The organism is Mesorhizobium sp. Root554 (genome assembly GCF_001427025.1).
In the GTDB taxonomy this organism is placed as follows: Bacteria; Pseudomonadota; Alphaproteobacteria; order Rhizobiales; family Rhizobiaceae; genus Mesorhizobium.
In genome coordinates this window covers 1706335-1724829 of sequence record NZ_LMGA01000001.1, presented here as the reverse complement: position 1 = coordinate 1724829, position 18495 = coordinate 1706335, and the positions used below count along the sequence as shown (strand labels likewise).

At 64.1% G+C, this 18495-nt stretch carries 19 protein-coding genes; 10 read left to right on the top strand and 9 right to left on the bottom strand.

Annotation, left to right across the window (positions count from 1 at the left end):
• Positions 1-143: 143 nt before the first annotated feature.
• Both ASD44_RS08315 and ASD44_RS08310 read left to right on the top strand, forming a co-directional pair.
• Positions 144-1298, top strand: coding sequence for an ABC transporter permease (locus ASD44_RS08315; protein WP_056110597.1), 1155 nt, complete (start codon positions 144-146; stop codon positions 1296-1298).
• A gap of 47 nt (positions 1299-1345) precedes the next feature.
• Complete coding sequence (locus ASD44_RS08310) at positions 1346-2320, top strand: ABC transporter substrate-binding protein (protein WP_056110596.1); 975 nt, start codon at positions 1346-1348, stop codon at positions 2318-2320.
• 85 nt (positions 2321-2405) lie between these two features.
• Here the strand turns inward: ASD44_RS08310 and ASD44_RS08305 are convergent, their stop codons facing one another.
• The 7 genes from ASD44_RS08305 to ASD44_RS08275 form a co-directional block, all read right to left on the bottom strand.
• On the bottom strand, positions 2406-2627 hold the full coding sequence (locus ASD44_RS08305) for a hypothetical protein (RefSeq protein WP_056110593.1): 222 nt from the start codon (positions 2625-2627) through the stop codon (positions 2406-2408).
• Positions 2628-2678: 51 nt separating this feature from the next.
• The gene (locus ASD44_RS08300; RefSeq protein WP_056110591.1) at positions 2679-3110 is read right to left on the bottom strand and encodes an SRPBCC domain-containing protein; all 432 of its coding nucleotides are present in this window, start codon (positions 3108-3110) and stop codon (positions 2679-2681) included.
• Entirely contained in the window at positions 3107-3430 is a 324-nt protein-coding gene (locus tag ASD44_RS08295; RefSeq protein ID WP_056110589.1) for a metalloregulator ArsR/SmtB family transcription factor, read from the bottom strand. Before ASD44_RS08295 ends, ASD44_RS08300 begins: the two co-directional genes overlap by 4 nt.
• 127 nt (positions 3431-3557) lie before the next feature.
• Complete coding sequence (locus ASD44_RS08290; RefSeq protein ID WP_056115708.1) at positions 3558-5207, bottom strand: thiamine pyrophosphate-binding protein; 1650 nt, start codon at positions 5205-5207, stop codon at positions 3558-3560.
• A gap of 181 nt (positions 5208-5388) precedes the next feature.
• Positions 5389-6561 carry a CaiB/BaiF CoA-transferase family protein gene (locus ASD44_RS08285; RefSeq protein ID WP_056110587.1) on the bottom strand — a complete coding sequence of 391 codons (1173 nt, stop codon included), beginning with the start codon at positions 6559-6561 and terminating at the stop codon, positions 5389-5391.
• 54 nt (positions 6562-6615) lie between these two features.
• On the bottom strand, positions 6616-7575 hold the full coding sequence (locus ASD44_RS08280) for an alpha/beta hydrolase (protein WP_056110586.1): 960 nt from the start codon (positions 7573-7575) through the stop codon (positions 6616-6618).
• Positions 7576-7654: 79 nt separating this feature from the next.
• Positions 7655-8929: a GGDEF domain-containing protein gene (locus ASD44_RS08275; RefSeq protein ID WP_244478735.1), complete on the bottom strand. Its 1275-nt coding sequence runs from the start codon at positions 8927-8929 to the stop codon at positions 7655-7657.
• 197 nt (positions 8930-9126) lie between these two features.
• Between ASD44_RS08275 and ettA the strand changes: the two genes are divergently transcribed.
• Both ettA and ASD44_RS08265 read left to right on the top strand, forming a co-directional pair.
• The gene (gene ettA, locus ASD44_RS08270) at positions 9127-10776 is read left to right on the top strand and encodes an energy-dependent translational throttle protein EttA (RefSeq protein WP_056110584.1); all 1650 of its coding nucleotides are present in this window, start codon (positions 9127-9129) and stop codon (positions 10774-10776) included.
• Positions 10777-10811: 35 nt separating this feature from the next.
• A complete protein-coding gene (locus ASD44_RS08265; protein ID WP_056110582.1) occupies positions 10812-11042 on the top strand; it encodes a hypothetical protein in 231 nt (76 codons plus the stop codon).
• Between the two features lie 395 nt (positions 11043-11437).
• On the opposite strand, the gene ASD44_RS08255 is transcribed toward ASD44_RS08265, so the two are convergent.
• Positions 11438-12208 (bottom strand): DpnI domain-containing protein, encoded by a 771-nt coding sequence (locus ASD44_RS08255; RefSeq protein WP_056110578.1) that lies wholly within the window; start codon positions 12206-12208, stop codon positions 11438-11440.
• 193 nt (positions 12209-12401) lie between these two features.
• On the opposite strand from ASD44_RS08255, the gene ASD44_RS08250 reads away from it, so the two are divergent.
• From ASD44_RS08250 to ASD44_RS08235, 4 genes are all read left to right on the top strand, one after another.
• Entirely contained in the window at positions 12402-12782 is a 381-nt protein-coding gene (locus tag ASD44_RS08250) for a hypothetical protein (RefSeq protein WP_056110576.1), read from the top strand.
• A gap of 410 nt (positions 12783-13192) precedes the next feature.
• On the top strand, positions 13193-13969 hold the full coding sequence (gene tam / locus ASD44_RS08245) for a trans-aconitate 2-methyltransferase (RefSeq protein ID WP_056110574.1): 777 nt from the start codon (positions 13193-13195) through the stop codon (positions 13967-13969).
• Between the two features lie 151 nt (positions 13970-14120).
• Positions 14121-15242, top strand: coding sequence for a beta-ketoacyl-ACP synthase III (locus tag ASD44_RS08240; RefSeq protein WP_056110573.1), 1122 nt, complete (start codon positions 14121-14123; stop codon positions 15240-15242).
• Between the two features lie 92 nt (positions 15243-15334).
• A complete protein-coding gene (locus tag ASD44_RS08235) occupies positions 15335-15952 on the top strand; it encodes an MOSC domain-containing protein (RefSeq protein WP_056110571.1) in 618 nt (205 codons plus the stop codon).
• A gap of 7 nt (positions 15953-15959) precedes the next feature.
• On the opposite strand, the gene ASD44_RS08230 is transcribed toward ASD44_RS08235, so the two are convergent.
• Entirely contained in the window at positions 15960-16274 is a 315-nt protein-coding gene (locus tag ASD44_RS08230; protein ID WP_056110568.1) for a DUF2293 domain-containing protein, read from the bottom strand.
• Positions 16275-16398: 124 nt separating this feature from the next.
• On the opposite strand from ASD44_RS08230, the gene ASD44_RS08225 reads away from it, so the two are divergent.
• Positions 16399-17421, top strand: coding sequence for a metalloregulator ArsR/SmtB family transcription factor (locus tag ASD44_RS08225; protein WP_056110567.1), 1023 nt, complete (start codon positions 16399-16401; stop codon positions 17419-17421).
• Entirely contained in the window at positions 17421-18341 is a 921-nt protein-coding gene (gene metF, locus ASD44_RS08220) for a methylenetetrahydrofolate reductase [NAD(P)H] (RefSeq protein WP_056110565.1), read from the top strand. Before ASD44_RS08225 ends, metF begins: the two co-directional genes overlap by 1 nt.
• Positions 18342-18495: the final 154 nt, after the last annotated feature.

Sequence of the window (18495 nt, the reverse complement as noted above, 5' to 3'; positions counted from 1 at the left end):
CTTGGCGTTCGCGTTTTCCCCTTTTCCTTTTCGCAAAGAGAAGAAGGGGGACTTAGCCACAGCGCATCCTTGTCCCCCTCCCCCTTGTGGGGAGGGGTTAGGGGTGGGGGTGCGCGACATCTATTTTTCGCTGCGAGGTCGGCATGAACTGGCTGAAGCCATCCTGGCAGACCGGTCTCGCGATCCTTCTCGTCGTGGCCGCCGTCGCGCTGGGCGCCATGACGACTGCCGAGACGGATGCGCTGGCCAATCCGACAACGACCATCGCCTATCCTTATCCGGGAACAAAAAGCCTGATGTTCGGGCTGGTCGCGCTCGCTGCGATCATCTCCACGCTGCGGCTTCCCGCCTTGATCGAAGCGCTGGTCCTGTTCGTCGGCGCGCATCTCGCCGCCTGGCTGCTGATCCATGGCATAGGCGGGTTCGAAGGCACGGCGAAAGCGCCGTATTTCATCATCCTCGCCGCCGCATGGCTGCTCGCGTGGCGCTGCGTCGCCGTGCTCTCATCCATGCGCCCGGCCTCGCTGTGGGCGGCGCGGGCTCTGCGGGTTCTCGTTCCGACGATCTTCGGCGCCTGGATACTGATCCTCTGGGAGGCGATCACGCGCGGCGCCGGCATCCCGTTTATCCTGCTTCCACCGCCCAGCGCCATCGGCGCGCGCCTCGTCAACTCGCTGCCGGTGCTGGCGGCGGACGTGAACCAGACGATCTTCAAGGCGGTGATCGTCGGCTATGTGCTGGGCTGCGCCGCCGGCTTCATCGTCGCCGTCCTCGCCGACCGGTTCCTCTTCCTGCGGCGAGGGCTGATGCCGATCGGCAACATGGTGTCGGCGCTGCCGATCATCGGCGTCGCGCCGATCATGGTCATGTGGTTCGGCTTCGACTGGCAGTCCAAGGCCGCCGTCGTCATCATCATGACCTTCTTCCCGATGCTGGTGAACACGGTCGCGGGGTTGGCCGCCTCCGGCCACATGGAGCGCGACCTGATGCGCACCTATGCGTCGAACTACTGGCAGACGCTGTGGAAGCTCAGGCTGCCGGCGGCCGCGCCCTTCATCTTCAACGCGCTGAAAATCAATTCGACGCTGGCGCTGATCGGCGCGATCGTCGCCGAATTCTTCGGCACGCCGGTGGTCGGCATGGGATTTCGCATCTCCACCGAGGTCGGCCGCATGAACATCGACATGGTGTGGGCGGAAATCGCTGTTGCGGCGTTCGCGGGTTCGGTCTTCTATGGCGTTATCGCGCTCTGCGAAAGGGCGGCTACGTTCTGGCATCCATCTGTCCGTGGCGGATAGATGCGGATAGGGTATGAACTTCAGGGTTTAACTTCAGAGGGTAACAGATGAAAAAGATAATCATTCCGGTTCTGGCGGGAGCGATGTCGCTGGCCGCCTTCCAGGCGCTGGCCGCCGACAAGGTGACGCTGCAGCTCAAATGGGTCACGCAGGCGCAGTTCGCCGGCTACTATGTGGCCAAGGACAAGGGCTTCTACGAAGAGGAAGGCCTCGACGTCGATATCAAGCCGGGCGGCCCGGACATCGCGCCCGAACAGGTGATCGCCGGCGGCGGCGCCGATGTCATCGTCGACTGGATGGGCGGCGCGCTCGCGGCGCGCGAAAAGGGCGTGCCGCTGGTCAACATCGCCCAGCCGTTCAAGAAGGCCGGCATGGAGCTGGTCTGCCCGAAGGACGGACCGATCAAGACCGAGGCCGATTTCAAGGGCCATACGCTGGGCGTCTGGTTCTTCGGCAACGAATATCCGTTCTACGCCTGGATGAACAAGCTCGGCCTCTCGACCGAAGGCGGCGCCGATGGCGTGACGGTGCTCAAGCAGAGCTTCGACGTGCAGCCGCTGATCCAGAAGCAGGCCGACTGCATTTCGGTCATGACCTACAATGAGTACTGGCAGCTGATGGACGCCGGCTACAAGCCGGAAGATCTGACCGTCTTCAACTACACGGCGATGGGCAACGACCTGCTCGAGGACGGCCTCTATGCGCTCGAGGACAAGCTGAAGGACCCGGCCTTCGAGGAGAAGATGGTGAAGTTCGTCCGCGCCTCGATGAAGGGCTGGAAGTACGCCACCGAGCATTCCGACGAAGCCGCCGAAATCGTCATGGACAATGGCGGCCAGGACGAGAACCACCAGAAGCGCATGATGGGCGAGGTGGCCAAGCTGATCGACAATGCCGATGGCAAGCTGATCCCGGAGGCCTATGAGCGGACCGCCAAGGCGTTGCTCGACCAGAAGATCATCACCAAGCAGCCGGAAGGCGCCTACACCACCGCGATCACCGACAAGGCGATCCAGCAGTAGAGGTTACGGACGTTCGTTCGTCGTACATGAAAAGGGGCGGGCAACCGCCCCTTTTTCGTTCCCGGCGGATTGCTTGCGCCAGCCGTCAAGCGCGACGCAGCTCGTTTTTCTGCTTCGTCGCATAAGGCAGCACGAACATGTAGAGACCGCTGAACAGCAGGAGGAACAGCGGCGGCAAGGGTGAATAGACGATCCATGCCGGAGGCTGGCCGACAAGCGCCATGGCGACGAAATTGCTGGCGACGGTCGCGGTGAAGATGATGGACACCCAGCGGTGAAACTGCCGGATCCCTTTGTTCCAGTTCATGACTGTTCCTTTTTCGATCGACCGGATTCGATGGCGCGCGGTGGCTGAGCGCTATTGCGGCCGCGCGATGACCAGCTCCAGCTTTTCCAGCATCTGCTGCCATCCGGCCTTTGCGCCGCCATAGGCCTGCTTCTGCTCCGGACGGAAGCCCGCCTGCTCGACGCGCAGGCGCGTGCCGGTTGCCGTCGGAGCCAGGGTGAACGTCACGACGCTTTTGAGATTGTAGGCAGCGTCCTCATGGGCGAAGTCCCAGCTGTAGGAGAGGCGTCTGTGCGGCTCGAGGGCAAGCACCTCGCAATCCAGCACGCCGCCCCATTCCCCGCGCAGGTTGAAACGGTGCCCGACAGCGGGCTTGAAGTCGTTCTTCATCAGCCATTCCTCCATCAGGTGCGGCTGCGTCAGCGCGCGCCACAGCTTTTCGGGCGGATGCGGGAAATCCCGCTCGACGATGACGGTGCGCGTTTCAGGCAGGGCCTGGTTCATTGATCCATCCTTTTCAGCAGGGTTTCGAGCGCATCGAAGCGGCTTTCCCAGAACCCTGCCATCTGGCTGGTCCAGTCGAGCAGGGGCGCGAGCGCGCCGGGCCGGGGGCTGTAATGGGTCTGCCGGCCTTCATGGCGATCACGGACGAGACCGGCCCGCTTCAGCACCGCGAGATGCTTCGAGACCGCCGGCTGCGAAATGCCGGCCTGCGCGGTCAAGGCCGCGACCGTCTGTTCGCCGTCGTGACACAGCCGTTCGAAGATGGCCCGCCGGCTCGGATCGGCCAGTGTCCTGAAGAGGGTATCGTGGGTGCTGCTCATGATCGTATCAATAACTCTGTGGTTATGATTATTCATATAACCGCGAAGTTATGGATGTCAAGCGCCGGATGGCCGGCGCGTGCTCATCAGCATCGACCATCGCCAAAAAGTCGGCTGGCTGGCGCCGCTAGCTTCCCTGCCGGATCTGGCTGAGCGTCCGCGTCGGCGTGATCGCCTCAGGATCGAGCCTCACCTCGACGATCGCCGGCTTGCCGCTGGCTGCGGCGCGTTCGAAGGCGGGCGCGAAGTCTGCGGTCTTTTCCACCGTTTCGCCATGCCCGCCATAGGCGCGGGCGAGCGCTGCGAAATCGGGATTGACGAGCTCGGTGCCGGAGACGCGGCCGGGATATTCCCGCTCCTGGTGCATGCGGATGGTGCCGTAGATGCCGTTGTTGACGACGACGACGATGATCGGCAGCCCGTACTGCACGGCGGTGGCGAATTCCTGGCCGTTCATCAGGAAGCAGCCATCGCCGGCGAAGGCGATGACCTGGCGGTCGGGGAACAGCGCCTTGGCGGCGACGGCGGCGGGCGTGCCATAGCCCATCGAGCCCGAGGTCGGCGCCGCCTGCGTGGCGAAGCGGCGGAAGCGGTGGAAGCGATGCAGCCAGGTGGCGTAGTTGCCGGCGCCGTTGGTCAGGATCGCGTCGTCCGGCAGCGTCTCTTCCAGCCATGCCATGATCGGCCCCATCTGCACCGCCCCCGGTCCGGTCCGCGGTGGCGTCGACCAGTCGAGATAGTTGCCGTGCAGTTGCGCGGTCTCGCCGTCCCATGCGGGTGGCGCCTTGGGCGAATGGCCTGCAAACGCCTTCACGAAGGCCGCCGGCGAGGCGTTGATGGCGACCTCCGGCCGGTAGACGCGGCCGAGCTCGCTCGCATCGGCATGGACATGGACCAGCGCCTGGTCCGGGTAGGGGCTTTTCAGCACGGTGTAGTCGGAGGACGGCATCTCGCCGAAGCGGCCGCCGATCAGCAGCACGAGGTCCGACTGCTTGATATAGGCGGCGAGCTTGGGGTTCGGGCCGATGCCGATATCGCCGGCATAGCAGGGGTGCAGATGGTCGAACAGCATCTGCCGGCGGAAGGAGCAGGCGACCGGCAGCGCCCATTCCTCCGCCGCCTTCTCGAAGGCCGACTTGGCCTCGGCGCTCCAGCGGGTGCCGCCAAGGATGGCGACGGGCCGCTCGGCATTTTCCAGCCGCTCGAACAGCGCGTGCATTTCCGCCTCGCCCGGCGAGGTCTCGACCGGCGTGAAGGGCAGGGCGGTCGGCGCTTCCGCCTCGCTCGTCAGCATGTCTTCCGGCAGCGAAACGATAACGGGGCCGGGGCGGCCCGAGGTGGCGACGGCGAAGGCGCGGGTGACGAGTTCGGGGATGCGGGCGGCGTCCTCGATCTCGACCACCCATTTGGCGATGCCGCCGAAGAAGGACTGGTAGTTCACTTCCTGGAAGGCTTCGCGATATTTGGCGTGCGCGGCGATCTGGCCGATGAACAGGATCATCGGCACGGAGTCCTGCATGGCGATGTGGACGCCGGCCGACGCATTGGTGGCGCCGGGGCCGCGGGTGACGAAACAGATGCCGGGGCGGCCGGTCAGCCTGCCCTCGCAATCGGCCATCATGGCGGCGCCGCCTTCCTGGCGGCAGACGATGGTCTTGATGGCGGAATCATGCAGGGCGTCGAGCACGGCGAGGTAGGATTCCCCCGGCACACAGAAGATGCGCTCGACCTTGTTGGCTTCAAGCGCCTCGACGATGAGTTGTCCGCCTGTGCGCATCATGTTGTCTTGCTTTCCGATCCGAGCGCACCCCCACCCCTAACCCCTCCCCACAAGGGGGAGGGGAATGCGGGTACGATGCTGCCCGGCACAAATGTCCGAAGGTTTGAGGCAACGCTAGAATAGAATCCCCCTCCCCCTGGTGGGGAGGGGTTAGGGGTGGGGGTGCTCAACATTTCCATCATGCCTTGTCCGCCAGTTCCGCCAGAACCTCCGCCGTATGCTCACCCAGCCGGGGCGAAGGACGTTCATAAGTCAGTGGCGTCGCGCTCATCACCATCGGCGCGCGCACCGAGGGCAGGGTGTTGCCGTGGCCGTCGTCGAGGTCGAGGCGCATCCCGCGCGCTTGTGTCTGCGGGTCGTCGAACATCTGGGCAATGGTGTTGATCGGGCTGGCCGGCACGCCGGCTGCCTGCAGCCGCGCCAACAGGCCGTCGCGGTCGAAGGCGGCGAGCGCGGGAAGCATGTGGCCGCGCAGCGCCTCGCGGTTGGCGACGCGTGCCGCATTGGTCTTGAAGGCAGCGTCCGCCGCCAGACGCTCGAGGCCGACCACGGCACAGAATTTTGCGAACTGGCCGTCATTGCCGACGGCGAGGATGAAATGGCCGTCGCTGACCGGCAGCACCTCGTAGGGTGCGATGTTCGGATGAGCATTGCCCATCTGTACGGGCGACACGCCCGAGACCAGATAGTTCAAATTCTGGTTGGCAAGTACGGAAACCTGGGAGTCGAGCAGCGCCATGTCGATATGCTGGCCCTCGCCGGTGGCCTCGGCATGGCGGAGCGCCGCCTGGATGGCGATGACGGAGTAAAGCCCGGTGAAGATGTCGGTGACGGCAACCCCCACCTTCTGCGGCTCGCCGTTGGCAGCCCCGGTGATCGACATCAGGCCGGACATGCCCTGGACGATGAAATCGTAGCCGGCGCGGGCGGCATAGGGGCCATCCTGCCCGAAGCCGGTGATCGAGCAATAGACCAATTTCGGGTTGATCGCCTTCAGGCTGTCATAGTCGAGACCGTATTTCTTCAGGCCGCCGAGCTTGAAGTTCTCGATCAGCACATCGGCGGAAGCCACGAGTTTCCGAATCTTTTCGGCGCCGTCCGGCGTCGAGAAATCGATGGCCGCGGACCGCTTGCCGCGGTTGCAGGCGTGGTAGTAGGCGGCCGAAAGGTTCTCGCCGTCATGGCCGGTCACGAAGGGTGGACCCCATTTGCGGGTGTCGTCGCCGCCATCAGGGTTCTCCACCTTGATAACATCGGCGCCGAGATCGGCCAGAAGCTGCCCCGCCCATGGGCCGGCCAGGATGCGGGCGAGTTCGATGACGCGGACGCCTTTCAGCGGAGGTTCGCTCATGGCTTACCCAGATTGTTCGGACGCTTCAGGCTGTAGCAAGCGCCACCGGCCATGTCACGACACTTGCGCTGTGCCAATCCGCTTGTGCTCTATCACGCCCTCAACCCATGAAACGAAATCCGCCATGACGGCGTCGCGATCCAGGTCGTTGAGGCATTCGTGCCGGGCTTCGGGGTCGATCTTCAACGCCAGCCTCGAAAAGCCCATGCGCCGCATGCGGTCATGCAGATGGCGAACGGCCTTGCCGCCGTCGGTGGCGGGGTCCTTGCCGCCGCCCACCAGGAGGACGGGAAGATCGCGCCGTGCTCGGACGAAATTCCGGTCGTCTGCGCCTTGAAAGATCAGGCCGAAGATATCCTGCCACAGCGATACAGACGCCCCCCAGCCGCACAGCGGATCGGCGATGTATTTCTCGACCTCGGCCGGATCGCGCGACAGCCAGTCGAACAGGGTGCGATGGCCGGGCACCGCCTTGCCCCAGGCCTCGAAGGTCAGCTTCGGCAGCACACGGGAGGGCACGTCCGACCCCAGCCGGAATTTTTCCCAGGCGAGGATGGCCTGCGCCGCCCGCCCGGACAGGCCGGCGGAGACGTTGGCGTTCCACATGGCGGCTCCATGCAGCCGCGCCGAGTTCTGGAGCATGAAGTTGAGCGCCAGAACGCCGCCGAGCGAATGGCCGAACAGGATGACAGGCAGGCCGGGATGCTCCTGCGCGACCAGATCATGCACCGCGCCGATGTCGGCCAGCGCCTTTTCCGCGCCGTCCGGTTGGCCGAACTTGCCGGGCGGTGCATCCGGCGCCTTCGTATAGCCGTGGCCGCGATGGTCGTGCGCGTAGACATGGAAGCCGCGCTCGGCGAGGAAATCGGCGAAGCGCTCATAGCGGGCGGCGTGCTCGGCCAGCCCGTGGTTGATCTGAACGACGGCGCGAGCGGAGCCTTCCGCCTTGCGGGTGTAGAGATTGATCGCCGCGCCTGTCGGCGAAGCCAGCGTCGCTTGTCTGTCGAATGGCATGACTGCTCCCTGAAACGACTGTCGCACAGGCGAGGCAGGGGTCAAGAGACAGACCGATCTTCGATCCCTCGTGCTGAAGCTAATTTCTCGCCTGCGCCGCCGGTGCCTGCGCGTGATGCTCCGCGCCTTCACCCACCACCCGGTCGCGGCCGGAGGATTTTGCCGCGTAGAGGCGCTGGTCGGCGAGCGCGAAAAGCTTGTCGAGGCTGTCGGCGTCTCCCGAAACGGTCGCCACGCCAACGCTCACCGACACCTCGAGGCCGCCGATCTCCGCTGCCTTGACCGCATGGCGTATCTTTTCGCCCAGCAGGCGCGCTATCGCATGCGGATGGCTGCACAGCACCGCGAATTCCTCGCCGCCGACCCGGAACACCCGGTCGCCCGGCGTGGTGGTTTCCTGCAGCATGGTTGCGATCGCCCGCAACACCCGGTCGCCTTCGGCATGGCCGAAGCGGTCGTTGATCGATTTGAAATGATCCACGTCGATGATCAGAAGGCTGAGCGGCAGCCCGCCGCCACGGCTTTTGGCCACCGCCTGCTGGCCATCGGCGTCGAAGCGGCCGCGGTGCAGGAGGCCGGTTAGCCCGTCGCGCCCGGCATCCTGGACCAGCGCTTCATAGCGCTCGCGATAGGTCAGCGTTTCGAACACGTCCGTCAGCCCGCGCGGTGATGCAAGACGTTCGGTTTCGACATAGCGCAGATAGCCAACCAGCATGGCGCTGAAGACGAGCGCCGCCCCCATTTTCGCCACCCAGCCACCGAGGAAAACCTCCAACGGTGCGCCCGAGACGAAATGCAGCGCGGTGAAGAAACCGGCCTGATCGAAGGTCAACACACAGGCTACCGATACAAGGATGCGGGCGAACAGCGCCTTGCGGAAAGTGCGACCGAGCTTTTCGTAAAGCAGGATGATGAGGATTGCATCGGCGAACAGCAGCGCCGTGCCCCACACCATCAGCCAGCCCATCTCGTCGATGAAGGCGAGATCTGGCATGCGGCCATCCGGCAGGGGCGCAATCTGGTGCTGCCGCAGGATCAGAACCAGCCCGACCATCAGCGCGTTGCCGAGCAAGAGGCCATAGATCGGCTGGCGCACGGTTGCGGCGTCTTCCTTGATATAGAGGAGAAGCAGCATCACCAGCTTGCCCGAGAACAGCACGGCGGAACCGGGGGAAACGATGCCGAAGGGCAGCACGACATAGAAAACGCTGGCGAGATAGGTTTCCAGGAAATGCATGACGCCGATGGCGCACATGAAGACGCCGATGCCGATGCGGCCGCGCGCGCGGAACAGGGCGGTCATGGCGGTGAAGTAGAGAAGCGCTTCGGCCAGGAGCAGGAGGCTGTTCTGCAAGGTTCGATGCCCATATGTCGGAACCGCACGATAGCGGTTCCTGCACCGGCCAGTTTTGACGCATAAGGGTTAAGCGCGTGTTTCTTCGCGCCCGCAAAGGCAGAAGGGTGGCGAAAGCGATTGCCGTTCGGGCCGGCATCGCCTACATAGCGCGCAACCTCCATCCATTCCGATTTTCATACAGGGATAAGCCAAGCGTGGCACGCCAGTTCATCTATCACATGGCCGGTCTCAACAAGGCCTACGGCACCAAGAAGGTGCTCGAGAACGTCCATCTTTCCTTTTACCCGGACGCCAAGATCGGCATTCTCGGCCCCAACGGAGCCGGCAAGTCGACCATCCTCAAGATCATGGCCGGGATCGACAAGGACTGGAACGGCGAGGCCTGGCTGGCCGAAGGCGCCACCGTCGGCTACCTGGCGCAGGAACCGGCGCTAGACCCGAAGAAGACGGTGTTCGAGAACATCATGGAGGGCGTCGCCAAGAAGACGGCCTTCATCGAGCGCTACAACGAGCTGATGATGAACTACTCCGACGAAACGGCGGATGAGTCGGCCAGGCTGCAGGACGACATGGACCGGCTGAACCTGTGGGACCTGGAACAGCAGGTCGAGATGGCGATGGAGGCGCTGGCCTGCCCGCCCAAGGATGCCGACGTGACCAAGCTTTCCGGCGGCGAGCGCCGCCGCGTTGCGCTTTGCAAGCTGCTGCTCGAACAGCCCGACCTGCTGCTGCTCGACGAACCGACCAACCATCTCGACGCCGAGACCACGGCCTGGCTGGAAAAGCACCTGCGCGCCTATCCGGGCGCGGTGATGATCATCACCCACGACCGCTACTTCCTCGACAATGTCACCGGCTGGATCCTCGAGCTCGACCGCGGCCGCGGCATCCCCTACGAAGGCAACTACACCAAATATCTCGAAGCCAAGGCCAAGCGGCTGAAGCAGGAAGGCCGCGAGGACGACGCCCGCCAGCGCGCCATCGGCCGCGAGCGCGAATGGATCCAGTCCAGCCCGAAGGCCCGCCAGACCAAGTCGAAAGCCCGCATCCAGGCGTTCCAGGACCTGCTGGACGCGGCCGACAAGCGGCGTCCGTCGGATACGCAGATCGTCATCCCGCATGGCGAGCGGCTCGGCAATGTGGTGATCGAGGTCTCCGACCTGTCGAAGGGCTTCGGCGAGACGCTGCTGATCGACGACCTCGAATTCAAGCTGCCGCCCGGCGGCATCGTCGGGGTCATCGGCCCCAACGGCGCCGGCAAGACGACGCTGTTTCGCATGATCACCGGCCAGGAAAAGCCGGACGACGGCTCGATCCGTGTCGGCGAGACCGTCAAGCTCGGCTATGTCGACCAGAGCCGCGACGCGCTCGACCCGAACAAGACCGTCTGGGAGGAAATCTCCGGCGGCGCCGAGGTGGTCAAGCTCGGCAAGTTCGAGGCCAACACGCGCGCCTACTGCTCATCGTTCAACTTCCGCGGTCAGGACCAGCAGCAGAAGGTCGGCAATTTGTCCGGCGGCCAGCGCAACCGCGTGCACCTGGCCAAGATGCTGAAGACCGGCGGCAACGTTCTGCTGCTCGACGAACCGACCAACGACCTCGACACCGAAACGCTGGCGGCGCTGGAAGACGCGCTGGAGAATTTCGGCGGCTGCGCCGTCATCATCAGCCACGACCGCATGTTCCTCGACCGGCTGGCCACCCACATCCTCGCCTTCGAGGGCGACAGCCATGTCGAATGGTTCGAGGGCAATTTCGAGGATTACGAGCAGGACAAGATCCGGCGCCTGGGACCCGAGGCGGTCAACCCGCACCGCATGACGTACAAGCGGCTGACGCGGTAGACCATGGCCTTGCCGACACATCAGGAGTGCAACCCATGAGCGATCCGACCGTGGCCGAGGCGACCGAGGCAATCTACGCGGCGCTGCAGGCCGACAATGCCGGCCTCGACGAAGGCATCACGTCGCTCAAGGCAGCACTGGCGCGCGAGGGCGTCAAGGAAGCGGTGTTCGACCCGGCCCGGCTGGCGCAAAACAACCGCTCCGGCCGCAAGCTCATGCACGCCTATTTCCGCCAGCGCGGCGTGAAGGTTGCGTTTGCGGGGTAGGGCGTGCGGCTGGGGCGATGGGCGAGGGAAGCGGTCAACCCGCATAGGAATAATGTGTAAGAGGCTGACAAGGTAGGGGGACTAGACGAGCGTGTGCGTGGGTTCCGCCCGAATGTATGCCTCGGCAAAGCCTTTCGATAGGAAGCGAATGACCTCACGATAGTCGGGATGGTCATCCGCTTCGGGCGGTGACTTCAGCACCACAAAACAGTGCCTCTCATCCTCGATAACGAAGGTTAGGTCCTCGCTACCCACCGGGCTTGCATGTCGCGCGTCACAGGATGGACAGTCGTCGTCACAACCACAGGACCACTCGTCCTCCCAAATCTCGCTACAGTGATAGCACACATATTGGTTGCGATACCAAGCCATCGTCCTGAATACCGGTTGACGTGTTAGGTTGATTTTAGACGATAACGCCCTCTGTCAACAAATTCCAGATATCCGTTGTCTCGCAGCACCTGCAATTGTTGCCTGATCTTTGGTTTTACATTTTGATTGTTCGGATAAAGCCAGCTCAGGTGCTGCTCGAACGCGTAAACATCATCAGTGTCGAATTCCCGTAAGCCGATCTTTTCGAGGCAATTCATAACTTCGATGAGCCAGCCGCGCTTTCCGATCTCTGCGTCGCGCAAGAATAGAGTTTCGCGCCATTTTTCGAGCACGGTTTCCTTCGGAAGAGGAACGCCATTTCTTACGATGACAATTCGACCGGATGCCGGAATCCGGTCGAGCAAAATATTCGATCCGATCCAACCTGCGCGCCGAGCCGTGGCAGCGAGCGGTTTACGCCGTTCGATAGCATCGGGCACGAAGAAATGTTTCGGAACGATGCAAACGTCAGTGACGCTGAGACGGGTCAGATCATAATTCAGAAGCATAAGGTTTGGATTCGTGGCCGACTTTAGACGCTCGATCTTTGTGGCATAGGCGCCGTCTGCGACCTTCCGTCCAAATGTCTTCTTCTGACTCTTGAGTTCAAACTGATCATTGCAATCGTTGCAAAAGAAGTCCGCGACCGGAAGATTGGCCGCGAATTGGTTTAACTGAGACTTGCCGCAGTTTGGGCAATAGGCCCACTTTGCTACCCATTGCTCTGTCCAGACGCGCGCGCTTTGCGAACCGCTCCGATAAGGCGACTGGGTTTCTTCAAAACCGAATTCCATTGGCAATCGAACTGCTTTCTGTCTTCTAGAACGAAGGCGGCGCGGCCATCTTGCTCAACAAGTAGTCTGCCGCACAACCTCTTTTGGAAGTCTGTCGCCTTTTACAGTTTTCCCTTTCTATCTCGGCTGCGCTCATCCCCCTTTATCCACCCACCTCCCGCCCCGCCCATAATCCCCGCCACTGGAGACGGCGATGGACTGGACGGCGGACGAGGAGAGGGAGCAGTTGATGCGCATCGTCGTGCTGCTGCTTGGCTTGAGCGCCCTTGCCGAGCGCGCCTGCCGCGCTCCGGCCCGTGTCCGTGTCTCGGTGCTGTGCTTTCTGCGGCCGGCGGAGCAGGCCGCGTGGAGCTTGCTGGCAGAGGAGGTCGCGTTGCCGGGCGGCGAAGGCAACGATCCGGCATCGGTCATGCTGCTTGCCGCGCGCTTCCGGGCGCTCGCGCTTATGCTGGCGTTTCTCGCCTGCGATCTCGGTGGCCGCGACCGCGCCGGCCTCGCGCCGATGGCCGCCGAGGCGGCGGCGCATTTCGCCGGTCGATGCAGCGTGAGAGGGCAGGGGTTCGATACGTCCTGACCCGTGAAAATGCGGTTTGGCGCTGTCGTTCTCGCGGCGCGGTCTTCCATTCTTTTCGACAATCAATGACCAGGGCCGAAGGGCAGCGTGGTGGCGACGATGTGCGTCTTTACCCTCCCCCTTGTGGGGAGGGTCGGTGAGCACAGGAAACGGTGAAGTGTGCGNGGGGGGGGGGGGGGGGGGGGGTGGATGGCGGTGCTGCAGAAGCATTATAACCGCCGCGCACCCCCACCCCGCGTCGCAATTTCCGCATTGGCTTCAATTGCTCCGCGACCTGCCGGGGCGAGCCACGGGTCTCGCCCGCCCTTCGGGCCCCCACAAGGGGGAGGGTGGGCTTCTGCCCGCCTAGCCATTCCTTCATCGGAGTGGCATTCAGGCATCGCCGAAAACATTGCTGACGAGGTTACCCCATGACAAAGCCGGACTGGTCCGCCGCCCAATATCTCAAATTCGAGGACGAGCGCACGCGGCCGGCGCGGGATCTGCTTGCCCAGGTGCCGGTGGCGGAGCCGAAGCGCGTCGTCGATATCGGCTGCGGGCCGGGCAATTCGACCGAGCTGCTGGCCGCGCGCTGGCCGGACGCCAAGGTCAGCGGGCTGGATACCTCGCCCGATATGCTGGACAAGGCGCGCAGGCGGTTGCCGCAGGTTTCGTTCGAGCTGGCCGACGCGGCGTCCTGGGCGCCGGACGAGCCGGTCGACGTCGTCTTCGCCAATGCCGTGTTCCAGTGGCTGCCTGAACATCCTGCCGTGTTCCAGCGGCTGATGGGGCTGCTTTCGCCCGGCGGCGCGCTCGCCGTGCAGATGCCGGACAACATCGCCGAGCCGTCGCACCGGCTGATGCGCGAGGTGGCGGCGGAAGCGCCGTTCACGCAGACGCTGAAAGGCGCGGCGCGCCCGCCGCTGCCCCCGGTGTCGTTCTACTACGATCTGCTGACGCCGCTTTCGGCGCGGGTCGACATCTGGCACACGGCCTACAACCACCCGCTGGCGAATGCCGAGGCCATCGTGGAATGGGTGAAGTCGACCGGGCTGAAGCCGTTCCTCGATCCGCTGGACGAGGCCGGGCGGCACTTGTTCCTGCAGCGCTACACGGCGCGCATCACACAGGCCTATCCGCCGACCGCCGACGGCAAGGTGCTGCTGAAATTTCCGCGGCTGTTCATCGTCGCGGTGCGCGGGGACTGACGGTCGCCGCGCCGGCAGGCCGCGCCGGCCTCAAAAGAATCGCTCGCCCAGCCGCTTAAGCTGGCGTAAACCGGCCCCGTGCAAAGGTGCGGGCGCCCTCGCATCGCCCTTCCCATGAACGTCGCAGGGTTGCGTACGGGACGAATTAGATATGCATCGCGTAGTGATAAGCGGCATCGGCGTCGAAATTCCGCAGGCGTCGATTACCAATGAGGAACTGGTCGCCAGTTTCAACGCCTGGGTCGATGCCGAAAACCCCCGGCGCGCCGCTGCCGGCGAAGCGGCTCTGCAGAAGTCCGACGCCGATTTCATCGTCCATGCTTCCGGCGTGCGCCAGCGCCATGTGGTGGAGCGCGAAGGCATCCTCGATCCGGCACGCATGGCGCCGCGCATTCCGGCGCGCGCCGACGAGGAATTGTCGCTGCAGGCCGAATTCGGCATCGCAGCGGCGCGCAAGGCGCTGGCCCATGCCGGCCGTGCGCCGCGGGACATCGACATGGTGATCTGCTCGTCGTCGCATCTGCAGCGGCCCTATCCGGCCATCGCCATCGAGATGCAGCAGGCGCTCGGCACGCAGGGCGCCGGCTTCGACATGGGACTCGGCTGCTCCTCGGCGGCGGCGGCGCTGCATGTGGCGGCCAATCTGGTGCGGGCCGGCGCCCAGAAGCGCGTGCTGGTGGTGGTGCCGGAGATCATTACCGGGCATCTGAACTTCCGCGACCGGCAGACGCATTTCATCTTCGGCGACGCCGCCGTTTCCATGGTGGTCGAGGCGCTGGACGAGGGCGAGACGCGGGCCGGACGTTTCGAGGTGCTGGACACGCGCACCTGGACGCAGATGTCCTCCAACATCCGCACCAATCTCGGCTACCTGACCCGCACGGCGCTGGACGACCCCTACATGATCGGCCTCGAAGGCAACATGATCAAGCAGGTCGGCAACAAGGTGTTCAAGGAAGTCACTGTCGCCGGGCACCGCTTCATCGTCGATTTCCTCGCCGAGCACGGGCTGACGCCGGAGGGCATCCGCCGGTTCTGGCTGCACCAGGCCAATGCGCGGATGAACTCGATGATCCTGAAGCTCGCCTTCGGCCACGATGTCGACCACGACCGCGCGCCGATGGTGCTCGACCGCCTCGGCAACACGGCGGGGGCCGGGTCGATCATCGCGCTGTCGGAAAACCATGCCGACATGAAGCCCGGCGACTTCGGGCTGCTGTGCGCCTTCGGCGCCGGCTACTCGATCGGCGGGGCGCTGCTGCGCATGATGTGACCCATCGACGGCGCCGATGCCGGCTTCAGGCTTTTTGGCTGGACGGTGGCAGCAAGACTCGACATTTTCGGCCGTCCAGACAGGATTGCACGATGCTCGATTTGTTCGAAACACCGAATGCGGAACCCGAGATCGTCCCGGCCCGGAAGCTGGCCGCGCGGGTGGCCGGCGTCTATGCGGCGCCGTCCGACCATTTCGAGACGCGGGCAGTCGATGCACTGGCAGTCGGGTTCGAGGGCATTGCCGGCGACTACCACGCCGGCGTGACGCGCCGATCGGGCGGGCGCGAACCGTGGTATCCGCGCGGCACCGAGATCCGCAACGAGCGCCAGCTTTCGCTGGTGGCGCCCGACGAGCTGGCACAGGTGGCGCAGACCATGGGCATCGCCGAAATCAAGCCGGAATGGATGGGCGCCAACCTTCTGATCGAAGGCCTGCCGCGGTTCTCGCTGCTGCCGTCGGGCACGCTGCTGTTCTTCAAGGGCGGCGCGACGCTAAAGATCGATGCGCTGAACAACCCCTGCCGCCAGACGGGGCGGCTGGTGGCCGAGCAGGCGCGCATGGCCGACCGGCCGGCCGGCGCGCTCGCCTTCGTCAAGGCGGCAAAGCGACTGCGCGGGCTGGTCGCATGGGTGGAGAAGCCGGGCTTGATCCGGCAGGGCGAGGAGATTTCCGTGCGCGTGCCCGAGCAGTGGATATATCGGGGCTGAAGGCGCTTCAGCCTTCCTCATCGTCGGCATCGAGCAGGCGTGTCGCGCGCCAGCGGGTCAGTGTTTCATTGGTTTGGTCGATGACGAAGAACCGTGCCGAGTCGCGGTCGTAGCCTTCGGCCAGCAGCTTTTCGTAGTCGGTGTAGCCATGCCGCACATGCGCGACGGTCGCTAGCCATACCGCGATCGATGGCGGCAGGGTCTTCATGTGGACGGCGCCGGCATCGGCGCGGATTTTTTCCATGTCCGCATAGGGCGCCATTGGCAGAAGCGCGGTCAAGGCCTTGGCGATGGCGCGGCGGCGGCCGGTCGGCGCGCTCATCGGCGGTCCTGCCGCGCACTGTCCAGCCGCGCCGTTTTCTTGCCGTGCAGCGACATTGGCGATTGCAATGGAAACGAAATCGACATAAACATATCTTTATATCTTTTAGACAAGAAGACCGCCCATGCATGTCTCGCTCGACACGATGGTAGATACATTGAAGGCGGCGGCCGAATCCAGCCGGCTGCGCATTCTGGCGCTTTTGTCGCGCGGAGATCTGACGGTCTCCGACCTGACCGACATTCTCGGCCAGTCGCAGCCGCGCGTCTCGCGCCATCTCAAGCTGTTGATGGAAGCCGGGTTGATCGGCCGCTATCAGGAAGGCTCATGGGCCTTTTTCCGCCTTTCGGATTCCGATGCGGCGCGCGACTTCGTGCTGCGGCTTGTGTCGGGAATCCGCTCCGGCGATGCGCAGGTCGAACGTGACCTGGAGCGGCTTGCGGGCGTCAAGCGCCGGCGGCAGGACCGCGCCGCCGAGTATTTCTCTGAAAATGCAGCCAGCTGGGACCACATCCGCTCGCTGCATGTGCCGGACCGCGCGGTGGAGGCGGCGCTGCTGAAGCTGGTGGGCAAGCGGCCGTTCCAGTCCATGCTCGATCTCGGCACCGGCACGGGGCGCATCCTGGAAATCTTCTCGCCGCTTTACCGGCGCGGCGTCGGCATCGACATGTCGCGAGAAATGCTCGCCGTGGCGCGGGCCAATCTCGACAAGGCGGGCATATCCAACGCGCAGGTACGGCAGGGCGATATTTTTTCGCCGCCGGTGGAGCGCGATTCCTTCGATCTCGTCACCATTCACCAGGTGCTTCATTATCTCGACGATCCAGCCCGGGCCATTCGTGAGGCGGCGCGGCTGCTGCGGCCGGCCGGCCGTCTGGCGATTGTCGATTTCGCGCCGCATGCGCTGGAGTTCCTGCGTGACAAGCATGCGCACCAGCGTCTCGGCTTTTCGGACATCCAGATGGCCGAATGGTTGAACGAGGCCGGTCTCGACCTTGAGGACACGCAGGATTTCGAGCCGCGCGCCGGCACCGAACCGAAACTGACGGTCAAGCTCTGGCTCGGCCGGGACCGGCGGCTGTTGATCGCCGAACCGTCGACCGACGCGAGCGCCGCCAGCAGATCGCCCATGGGGGAAATTGCCTGATGAACCAGTTTCGCTTTTCCCGCCGGCCCGATATCGGCGACAAGATCAGGGTCTCGTTCGAGTTCTTCCCGCCGAAGACCGACGAGATGGAGGCAAGGCTGTGGGATACGGTGACGCGGCTGGAGCCGCTGCAGCCGAATTTCGTCTCCGTCACCTATGGCGCCGGCGGCTCGACGCGCGAACGCACGGCACGCACGGTGAAGCGCATCCTGAAGGAAACCAGCCTGACGCCAGCGGCGCACATGACCTGTGTCGACGCCACCCGCGGCGAGGTGGACTCGGTCATCCGCGAATTCGCCGAGATGGGCGTTACCCGCTTCGTGGCGTTGCGCGGCGATCCGTCGGCGGGGGCGGGCGCGGCCTATCAGCCCTATCCCGGCGGTTACGCCAATGGCGCCGAACTGGTCGGCGCGATGCGGGCGATCGGCGATTTCGACGTGTCGGTTTCCGCCTACCCGGAAAAGCATCCGGAAAGCCCGGATTTCGCCACCGATATCGACATGCTGAAGCGCAAGGTCGACAATGGCGCGACACGCGCCGTTACCCAGTTCTTCTTCGACAACGACCTTTACGAGCGCTATGTCGAGCGGGTGCGGCGAGCCGGCATCTACATCCCGATCGTGCCGGGCGTATTGCCGGTGCACAGCTTCAAGCAGGTGGCGAACTTCTCCGCACGGGCCGGCGCGCATGTGCCGGGTTGGCTGGCGGAGCGCTTCGAAGGTCTCGACAACGATGCGCAGACCCATGCGCTGGTGGCCTCGGCCGTCGCTGCCGAGCAGGTCATGGATCTGGTCGAGCGCGGCGTCGGCGACTTCCACTTTTATACGATGAACCGGGCCGATCTGGTTTTCGCCATCTGCCATATGATCGGTATCCGAGCGCAGCAGCCGGCGGATGCCGCAGGCTCGGCAGCGGCGTGACCCCATGCAGAAAGGCCGGGCGATAAACCCGGCCTTTCAAAGATTTTTCACTATGAGGTGCTGGTCTTCCCCCGCTGATGCGGCCTTACGGAAGAACGCCCACAATAAGGGCGCCGATGAAAGCGAACGCAGCACAGATCATCAAAGCGTTAAG

Bases quoted from the DNA above. Each gene is read 5' to 3' on its own strand.
- ASD44_RS08255 (WP_056110578.1), bottom strand. From the start codon at position 12,208: ATGGAATTCGGTTTTGAAGAAACCCAGTCGCCTTATCGGAGCGGTTCG.
- ASD44_RS08250 (WP_056110576.1), top strand. From the start codon at position 12,402: ATGGACTGGACGGCGGACGAGGAGAGGGAGCAGTTGATGCGCATCGTC.
- ASD44_RS08310 (WP_056110596.1), top strand. From the start codon at position 1,346: ATGAAAAAGATAATCATTCCGGTTCTGGCGGGAGCGATGTCGCTGGCC.
- ASD44_RS08240 (WP_056110573.1), top strand. From the start codon at position 14,121: ATGCATCGCGTAGTGATAAGCGGCATCGGCGTCGAAATTCCGCAGGCG.
- metF (WP_056110565.1), top strand. From the start codon at position 17,421: ATGAACCAGTTTCGCTTTTCCCGCCGGCCCGATATCGGCGACAAGATC.
- ASD44_RS08225 (WP_056110567.1), top strand. From the start codon at position 16,399: ATGCATGTCTCGCTCGACACGATGGTAGATACATTGAAGGCGGCGGCC.
- ASD44_RS08295 (WP_056110589.1), bottom strand. From the start codon at position 3,430: ATGAGCAGCACCCACGATACCCTCTTCAGGACACTGGCCGATCCGAGC.
- ASD44_RS08305 (WP_056110593.1), bottom strand. From the start codon at position 2,627: ATGAACTGGAACAAAGGGATCCGGCAGTTTCACCGCTGGGTGTCCATC.
- ASD44_RS08230 (WP_056110568.1), bottom strand. From the start codon at position 16,274: ATGAGCGCGCCGACCGGCCGCCGCCGCGCCATCGCCAAGGCCTTGACC.
- ASD44_RS08300 (WP_056110591.1), bottom strand. From the start codon at position 3,110: ATGAACCAGGCCCTGCCTGAAACGCGCACCGTCATCGTCGAGCGGGAT.
- ASD44_RS08280 (WP_056110586.1), bottom strand. From the start codon at position 7,575: ATGCCATTCGACAGACAAGCGACGCTGGCTTCGCCGACAGGCGCGGCG.
- tam (WP_056110574.1), top strand. From the start codon at position 13,193: ATGACAAAGCCGGACTGGTCCGCCGCCCAATATCTCAAATTCGAGGAC.
- ASD44_RS08285 (WP_056110587.1), bottom strand. From the start codon at position 6,561: ATGAGCGAACCTCCGCTGAAAGGCGTCCGCGTCATCGAACTCGCCCGC.
- ASD44_RS08315 (WP_056110597.1), top strand. From the start codon at position 144: ATGAACTGGCTGAAGCCATCCTGGCAGACCGGTCTCGCGATCCTTCTC.
- ASD44_RS08290 (WP_056115708.1), bottom strand. From the start codon at position 5,207: ATGCGCACAGGCGGACAACTCATCGTCGAGGCGCTTGAAGCCAACAAG.
- ASD44_RS08265 (WP_056110582.1), top strand. From the start codon at position 10,812: ATGAGCGATCCGACCGTGGCCGAGGCGACCGAGGCAATCTACGCGGCG.
- ASD44_RS08235 (WP_056110571.1), top strand. From the start codon at position 15,335: ATGCTCGATTTGTTCGAAACACCGAATGCGGAACCCGAGATCGTCCCG.